Source organism: Streptomyces sp. NPDC060027, from assembly GCF_042737005.1.
GTDB lineage: Bacteria > Actinomycetota > Actinomycetes > Streptomycetales > Streptomycetaceae > Streptomyces.
Genome location: NZ_JBHWVI010000105.1, coordinates 23127 through 29126 on the forward strand (window position 1 = coordinate 23127; position 6000 = coordinate 29126).

7 protein-coding genes and 1 rRNA gene are annotated in these 6000 nt (G+C 68.2%); all 8 read right to left on the minus strand.

Going from position 1 to position 6000, the window contains the following annotated elements:
- Positions 1–96: 96 nt before the first annotated feature.
- Complete coding sequence (locus ACFWBT_RS24520) at positions 97–195, minus strand: 30S ribosomal protein bS22 (RefSeq protein ID WP_003948845.1); 99 nt, start codon at positions 193–195, stop codon at positions 97–99.
- Positions 196–339: 144 nt separating this feature from the next.
- On the minus strand, positions 340–549 hold the full coding sequence (locus ACFWBT_RS24525; RefSeq protein WP_093781815.1) for a helix-turn-helix domain-containing protein: 210 nt from the start codon (positions 547–549) through the stop codon (positions 340–342).
- Positions 550–678: 129 nt separating this feature from the next.
- Entirely contained in the window at positions 679–1494 is an 816-nt protein-coding gene (locus ACFWBT_RS24530; protein ID WP_385703939.1) for a phosphatase, read from the minus strand.
- Positions 1495–1705: 211 nt separating this feature from the next.
- The gene (locus ACFWBT_RS24535) at positions 1706–2878 is read right to left on the minus strand and encodes an acetoin utilization protein AcuC (protein ID WP_385703942.1); all 1173 of its coding nucleotides are present in this window, start codon (positions 2876–2878) and stop codon (positions 1706–1708) included.
- A complete protein-coding gene (locus tag ACFWBT_RS24540; protein WP_385703945.1) occupies positions 2829–4055 on the minus strand; it encodes an MFS transporter in 1227 nt (408 codons plus the stop codon). Before ACFWBT_RS24540 ends, ACFWBT_RS24535 begins: the two co-directional genes overlap by 50 nt.
- An 83-nt stretch (positions 4056–4138) precedes the next feature.
- Positions 4139–4876: a VC0807 family protein gene (locus tag ACFWBT_RS24545; protein ID WP_385703947.1), complete on the minus strand. Its 738-nt coding sequence runs from the start codon at positions 4874–4876 to the stop codon at positions 4139–4141.
- 134 nt (positions 4877–5010) lie between these two features.
- Positions 5011–5655: an HAD family hydrolase gene (locus tag ACFWBT_RS24550; RefSeq protein WP_385703948.1), complete on the minus strand. Its 645-nt coding sequence runs from the start codon at positions 5653–5655 to the stop codon at positions 5011–5013.
- A gap of 68 nt (positions 5656–5723) precedes the next feature.
- Positions 5724–5840 (minus strand): 5S ribosomal RNA (gene rrf, locus ACFWBT_RS24555).
- Between the last annotated feature and the right edge of the window lie 160 nt (positions 5841–6000).

Genomic DNA, 6000 nt, shown 5'->3' on the forward strand with positions numbered 1-6000 from the left:
CGGCCGGCCTTCCGGGTAGCCGTCTCGCGGCCAGGTATGCCTGTGGCCCCCCACCTTCGAGGTGGGGGGCCACAGTACGCGTTTCCGCGGCGCCGCTTACTTCTTGTTGCGACGCTGAACGCGAGTGCGCTTGAGCAGCTTGCGGTGCTTCTTCTTCGCCATCCGCTTGCGCCGCTTCTTGATAACAGAGCCCACGACTACCCTCGCTCACTTCTTCTTTACTCGGTGCTGGGCTGCATGGGCCCACACGACCTATGAGGGGCCAGCCTACCCGTCCGAGAGCCGAGGTCGTAATCGAGGTGTTTCCGGGAGATCGCGAACGGTCTCCCGGAAACGCCGTCAGGCGGTCTCCACCCCCACATAGCTCTCACGGAGGTACTCGTGAACCGCTTGCTCCGGCACCCGGAAGGACCTCCCCACCCGGATCGCCGGCAGATGACCGCTGTGCACCAAGCGGTACACGGTCATCTTCGACACTCGCATCACCGAGGCGACTTCCGCCACGGTAAGGAACTGAACCTCGTTCAGAGGCCTCTCGCCTGCAGCCATGACACACCTGAACCTTCCGCACTCGACGGTCACCGGCTTCCCCTTCCGGTGACTCTTCGTCGTTGCGTGCTCACTCCCCAATGTAGGGGCGGGTGATGCGAGTGGGGAAGAGGGGATGCCGTCGGCCGCCTACTGTGACAGACACGCTCGATTGAGTACATAGCGAGTAAGCGGTCGGTAGTAATCAGACCGCACAGCGTCATCAAGCGGAACGGCGACGGACACCCGCCCCTCTGCCTCTCCGACGAACAGCGCGGGATCGTCCGTATCGGCGAGACCGATGGCCTCGAACCCCAGCTGACCTGCTCCGCAGACCCATCCATGGTCTCCGATGACCAGCTCCGGGAGGGGTCCTCCAGCCTCGGCCGCGGCCGCCAGAACGGTCCGAACCGGCAGCGGCGAGTGGGTGTGTGCGCCGGTCGCACGACCGGCGGCCCCGGCCCCGGGTTCGCGCACCAGCGCGACGCCCTGTACGTAGTCGAGGTTGTACGTGCGTAGACCGAACCGGGTCGTTATGTCGACAGAGCTACCCTGCGCGGGGGTGAGGACGGTACATCCCGCCGCCGACAGCGCGTCCGCGAGAGCGGCGTAGAAGGCGATCAGCCGGTGTGGGTGACCCGTACCGAGAAGCACAGGGTGACGATGCCGGGCGGCTTCACCGAGTCGTTCCGCGAAGACGTCGAGAGCCGCCAGGGTCCGCTCCGGGTCGATCACATCATGCCCCGAAGTGTGCGAGGGATCGGCCGAAACTCCGCACTTGTCGGCCATCAACTCGATCAAGTCCCGCTGCCGCCAGTTCCATTCGGGATCAAGTCCGAGCAACAGACGTGGGTCGCGGGCGGCGAAGAGCCGGTAGCTGCGCAGACTCTCCTCGCGCGAGGTGGCCACGGGCCCGGCCAGCCGGGCGGCCAGCAGATGTGCACGCAAAGCTCCGGTGCTCAACACGTCAGCGATGCTGACGCATCCGCCGACGCCGCACGCACAAAAAGCGAGAAATGCCCCACAGTTGGCCTAATAGCCCATCGTGACGCCGGCGACAGGGCAGCGACAGAAGGCCCCGCAGCCATCCTTGGGGCCCCCGCTCTCACAACACAGGGGAACCGAGCGCCAGTTGACAGTGGCTCTGCGTCGACCGTCGCCCAGGGGTGACGCAGGCCTACGGCAGCATCCCCCGCAGCGGGAACACGGCACGGCGCGTGGCCACGATCGCCTGATCGAGACGGTCCGCCGGGTCGTACCCCGCCTCCCAGTCCTTCCAGGACACCGGCCGGCGCCCGTCCGTCATCCGCATCGGCGCCAACTGCCGGGTGCGGGCGAAGACCTGCTGCCGCCAGCTCTCCGGGATCACCGTCTCCGGCTCGATGGGACGGCCCGCCGCGACGGCCACGAGATGCGTCCACGAGCGCGGCACCACCTCCACCACCGCGTACCCGCCGCCGCCCAGCGCGACCCAGCGCCCGTCGGCGTACTCGTGCGCCAGGTCGTGACAGGCGACCTGCACGGCCCGCTGCGCGTCGAGCGATACGGCGAGATGCGCGAGCGGGTCCTCGAAATGGGTGTCCGCGCCGTGCTGGGTGACCAGCACCTGAGGCCGGAAGTCGGCGATCAGCTCGGGCACCACGGCATGGAAGGCCCGCAGCCAGCCCTCGTCCCCGGTACCGGCCGGCAGCGCGACATTGACCGCCGTGCCCTCCGCGCTGTCGGCCCCCGTCTCCTCGGGCCACCCGGTCCCCGGGAACAGCGTCCGCGGATGCTCGTGCAAGGAGATCGTGAGAACCCGCGGGTCCTCCCAGAAGGCCGCCTGGACGCCGTCGCCGTGGTGCACATCGACGTCGATGTACGCGACCCGCTCGGCGCCCAGCTCCAGGAGGCGGGCGATGGCCAGCGAGGCGTCGTTGTAGATGCAGAACCCGGAAGCGCCGCCGGGCATCGCGTGATGCAGCCCGCCCGCGAAGTTCACCGCGTGCAGCGCCTCCCCGCGCCACACCGCCTCCGCCGCCCCCACGGACTGCCCGGCGATCATCGCGGACACCTCGTGCATCCCGGCGAACGCGGGATCGTCCATGGTCCCGAGACCGTACGACGGGTCGGCCGACTCGGGATCGGCGGACGCGGCCCTGACCGCCTCCACGTAGTCCTCGCGGTGCACCAGCCGCAGGGTCGAGTCCCCCGCGGGCTTCGCCGAGACCACGTCGACGTCCCGGTCGAGCCCGAAGGCGTCGACGAGTCCCCGGGTCAGGGCGAGCCGGACCGGATCCATGGGATGGTCCGGACCGAAGTCATACCCCGTTACTGCCTCGTCCCACATCAGCTGTGCGCGGCCGCTCATGCACGTCACCGTATCGGTCCGGTTGAGGATCGAACGAGCGGGCGTACCCCAAGGTCGCGAGGACCAGCACCATCGGTACGACCATGGCTCCGCGGTAGCTCCACGCGTCGCCGAGCGCGCCCACCAACGGCGAACCGATCAGGAACCCGACGTAGTTGAAGATGTTCAGCCGCGCGATCGCCGTGTCCGACGCCCCCGGGAAGAGCCGCCCGGCCGCCGCGAAGGTCTGCGGCACGATCACACACAGCCCGAGCCCCACCAGCGTGAACCCCAGCATGCCCACCCAGGCCCCCGGCGCGACCGCCACCACCCCGAACCCGAGCGCGGCGACCACGGCGCCCAGCCGCACCACCGCCACGGCCCCGAACCGCCGCACCCCGAAGTCCCCGACGGCCCGCCCCACCAGCGTCATCACCATGTAGACGTTGTACGGAACCGTCGACAGCTGCTCCGAACTGCCCAGCACGTCGTTCAGATACTTCGCGCTCCAGTTGGAGACGGTCGAGTCCCCGATGTAGGCGAACGTCATCACCAGGCACAGCGGCAGCAGCAGCTTGAAGACGAGAGGCCCGGCACCGGCACCGTCCTCGGCCGTCGCGTCCTTCCCGTCCGGGGCCGCACCGCCGTCGACGTACCACCGGCTCGCCACGAGAGCGAGCGGAAGCAGCACCAGCACGACCGGCAGATACGACACGAAGAGCGGCAGCTGCCAGTGCGCCCCGGCCCAGGCGAGCGAGGCGCCCACGATCCCGCCCAGGCTGTACGCGGCATGGAATCCCAGCATGATGCTGCGCCCGTACGACCGCTGGAGGCTCACCCCGAGCATGTTCATGGAGGCGTCGAGAGCGCCGACCGCGAGGCCGAAGGCACCGAGGGCGACCGCCACCTCCACGAGCTGGTCACCGGCCCCGACACCGAGCAGGGCGAGCAGCACGACGGGCTGCGACCACCGCAGGACGCTGCTGGGGGGTATCCGCTTGACCAGGTGCTCGGTGGCGACGCTTCCCACCCCGGCGAGGATCGGGACGGCCGCCAGGAACGCCGGCAGCAGCGCGTCGGAGATCCCGTAGCGGTCCTGGATGGCCGGGATGCGCGTCACGAGCAACGCGAAGGCGGCGCCCTGAGCGAAGAAACTGAACGCCAAAGAGGCCCTACCGCGCCGCAGCACATCTGTCATGGCGGCGAGCGTAGGGCCCCGGCTTACCGGTGGGTAGATCCAACCGAAGGTGAATTTTGCTCAGCTCTTCGGAGGGAGGCCGTTCAGCGGTCCGTTCCGGCACCGGCGGCGAGCTCCCGCTCGAGCATCTTCTCCATCGGGACGACCGCGAAGCGCCCGCTGAGCAGGAAGGCGAGGACCATCGAGGCGATCATGACGACCGTGCCGAGCCAGACCATGGTGTCGATCGGCAGCGTGTAGGCACCCACGACCCGCGCGACGCACTCACCGAGGAGCACCGAGCCCCACACGAGGGAGAAGGTCCGCTCGGCCTTCCGAAACCGCTCCGAGCCGGCCGTCAGGCGGTCCCAGGCCGCGCTCCTGGCCGTGTCCCCCTTCACGAGGAAGGGCTTCATCGCCTGCGTCATCATCGGCCGCCCGAGCCGCACGGACACCAGGATGCCCAGACCCACCGCGCTGCTGACCCCGCTGTCCTTGGCCAGCATCAGCCGCGGGTCACCGGCGACGAGGCTGAGGGCGAGCCCGACCACGTTGACGAAGAGGATCAGTCCGGCCAGGGCGTTGACCTTGCGCTCCTTCACCACGCTCCACCCGGTCCGCACCGCCGGTACGACGCTGCTCCAGCCGAGCGCCGCCAGCGTGCTCATCCCGAACCCGTTCTTGAGCAGGTAGTACGACCCGACGGGCACCGCCACGTCCACGATCAGCGGCAGGAAGCTCGGCCGGGGGCCGGCGGTCTCCGTGGTGGAGGCCGTCCCGGCGACCGCCGCGGCAGCGCGGTCGGTCTCTCCGGTGCTGAACTCGGTGGCGGTGATGCTCATGATCGGGTCCCTCCGTCGTCACTGTGTACGTCCCGTTTCGATGTACTCAGCTTCGCGGTCGGACCCCACCCGCCGACAGAAACGATCGTCCGGAGCTCGGCATGACATATGTCAGCCCCCGCCGATGGATGCCGTCATACCAGCAGGTCAGCCAACTCCCCCATGTCGGAGAAGAGTTGGGTGGCACCGACCAGCCTGTCGGCCGGCGTCATCGCCGTGAACCCGTACACGTCCATCCCGGCCGCGTTGGCCGCCCGCACCCCCAGCGGACTGTCCTCGACGACGGCACACTTCTCCGGCCGCACACCCATGCGCTCGGCCGCCTGGAGGAACAGATCGGGGGCCGGCTTGCCCCGCCCCACGTCCTGCGAGCTGAAGATCCGCTCGTCGTCGAACCAGCGGTCGAGTCCGGTCGTCCGATGCCCGACCCGGATCCGCTCATGACTCCCGGAGGAGGCCACGCAGTAGGGCACTCCGTCCGCGGCCAGCTTCTCCAGCACCTGCCCGGCACCGGGAACGGGCTTCAGTTCCCGCTCGAAGGCGGCGAAGACCCGGGCGTGGAACACGTCGTCGAAGTCGTCCGGCAGCCGCTGCCCGGTGCGTTCCAGGACCATGTCGTGGATGCGGTGCATGGCGGAGCCCATGTAGTCACGCAAGGAGTCCTCGTACGAGGTGGGGTGCCCCAGCTCGGTGAGGTAGGCGGCCAGAAGGGTGTTGGAGATCGGCTCGCTGTCCACGAGGACGCCGTCGTTGTCGAAAATGATCAGTTCATAGCGCATAACAAAGACCCTAAACGCAGAAAACCCCCGTGACCGGTTTCCCGGTACGGGGGTTTTCTTCAAAATTTGTTCGGCGGCGTCCTACTCTCCCACAGGGTCCCCCCTGCAGTACCATCGGCGCTGTGAGGCTTAGCTTCCGGGTTCGGAATGTAACCGGGCGTTTCCCTCACGCTATGACCACCGAAACACTATGAAACTGTCAACCGGAGCCGTGGCATAGCTACGACGGTTGTTCGTGGTTTCAGAACCAACACAGTGGACGCGAGCAACTGAGGACAAGCCCTCGGCCTATTAGTACCAGTCACCTCCAGCGGTTGCCCGCCTTCCAGATCTGGCCTATCAACC

Bases quoted from the DNA above. Each gene is read 5' to 3' on its own strand.
- ACFWBT_RS24525 (WP_093781815.1), bottom strand. From the start codon at position 549: ATGGCTGCAGGCGAGAGGCCTCTGAACGAGGTTCAGTTCCTTACCGTG.
- ACFWBT_RS24535 (WP_385703942.1), bottom strand. From the start codon at position 2,878: ATGAGCGGCCGCGCACAGCTGATGTGGGACGAGGCAGTAACGGGGTAT.
- ACFWBT_RS24540 (WP_385703945.1), bottom strand. From the start codon at position 4,055: ATGACAGATGTGCTGCGGCGCGGTAGGGCCTCTTTGGCGTTCAGTTTC.
- ACFWBT_RS24545 (WP_385703947.1), bottom strand. From the start codon at position 4,876: ATGAGCATCACCGCCACCGAGTTCAGCACCGGAGAGACCGACCGCGCT.
- ACFWBT_RS24550 (WP_385703948.1), bottom strand. From the start codon at position 5,655: ATGCGCTATGAACTGATCATTTTCGACAACGACGGCGTCCTCGTGGAC.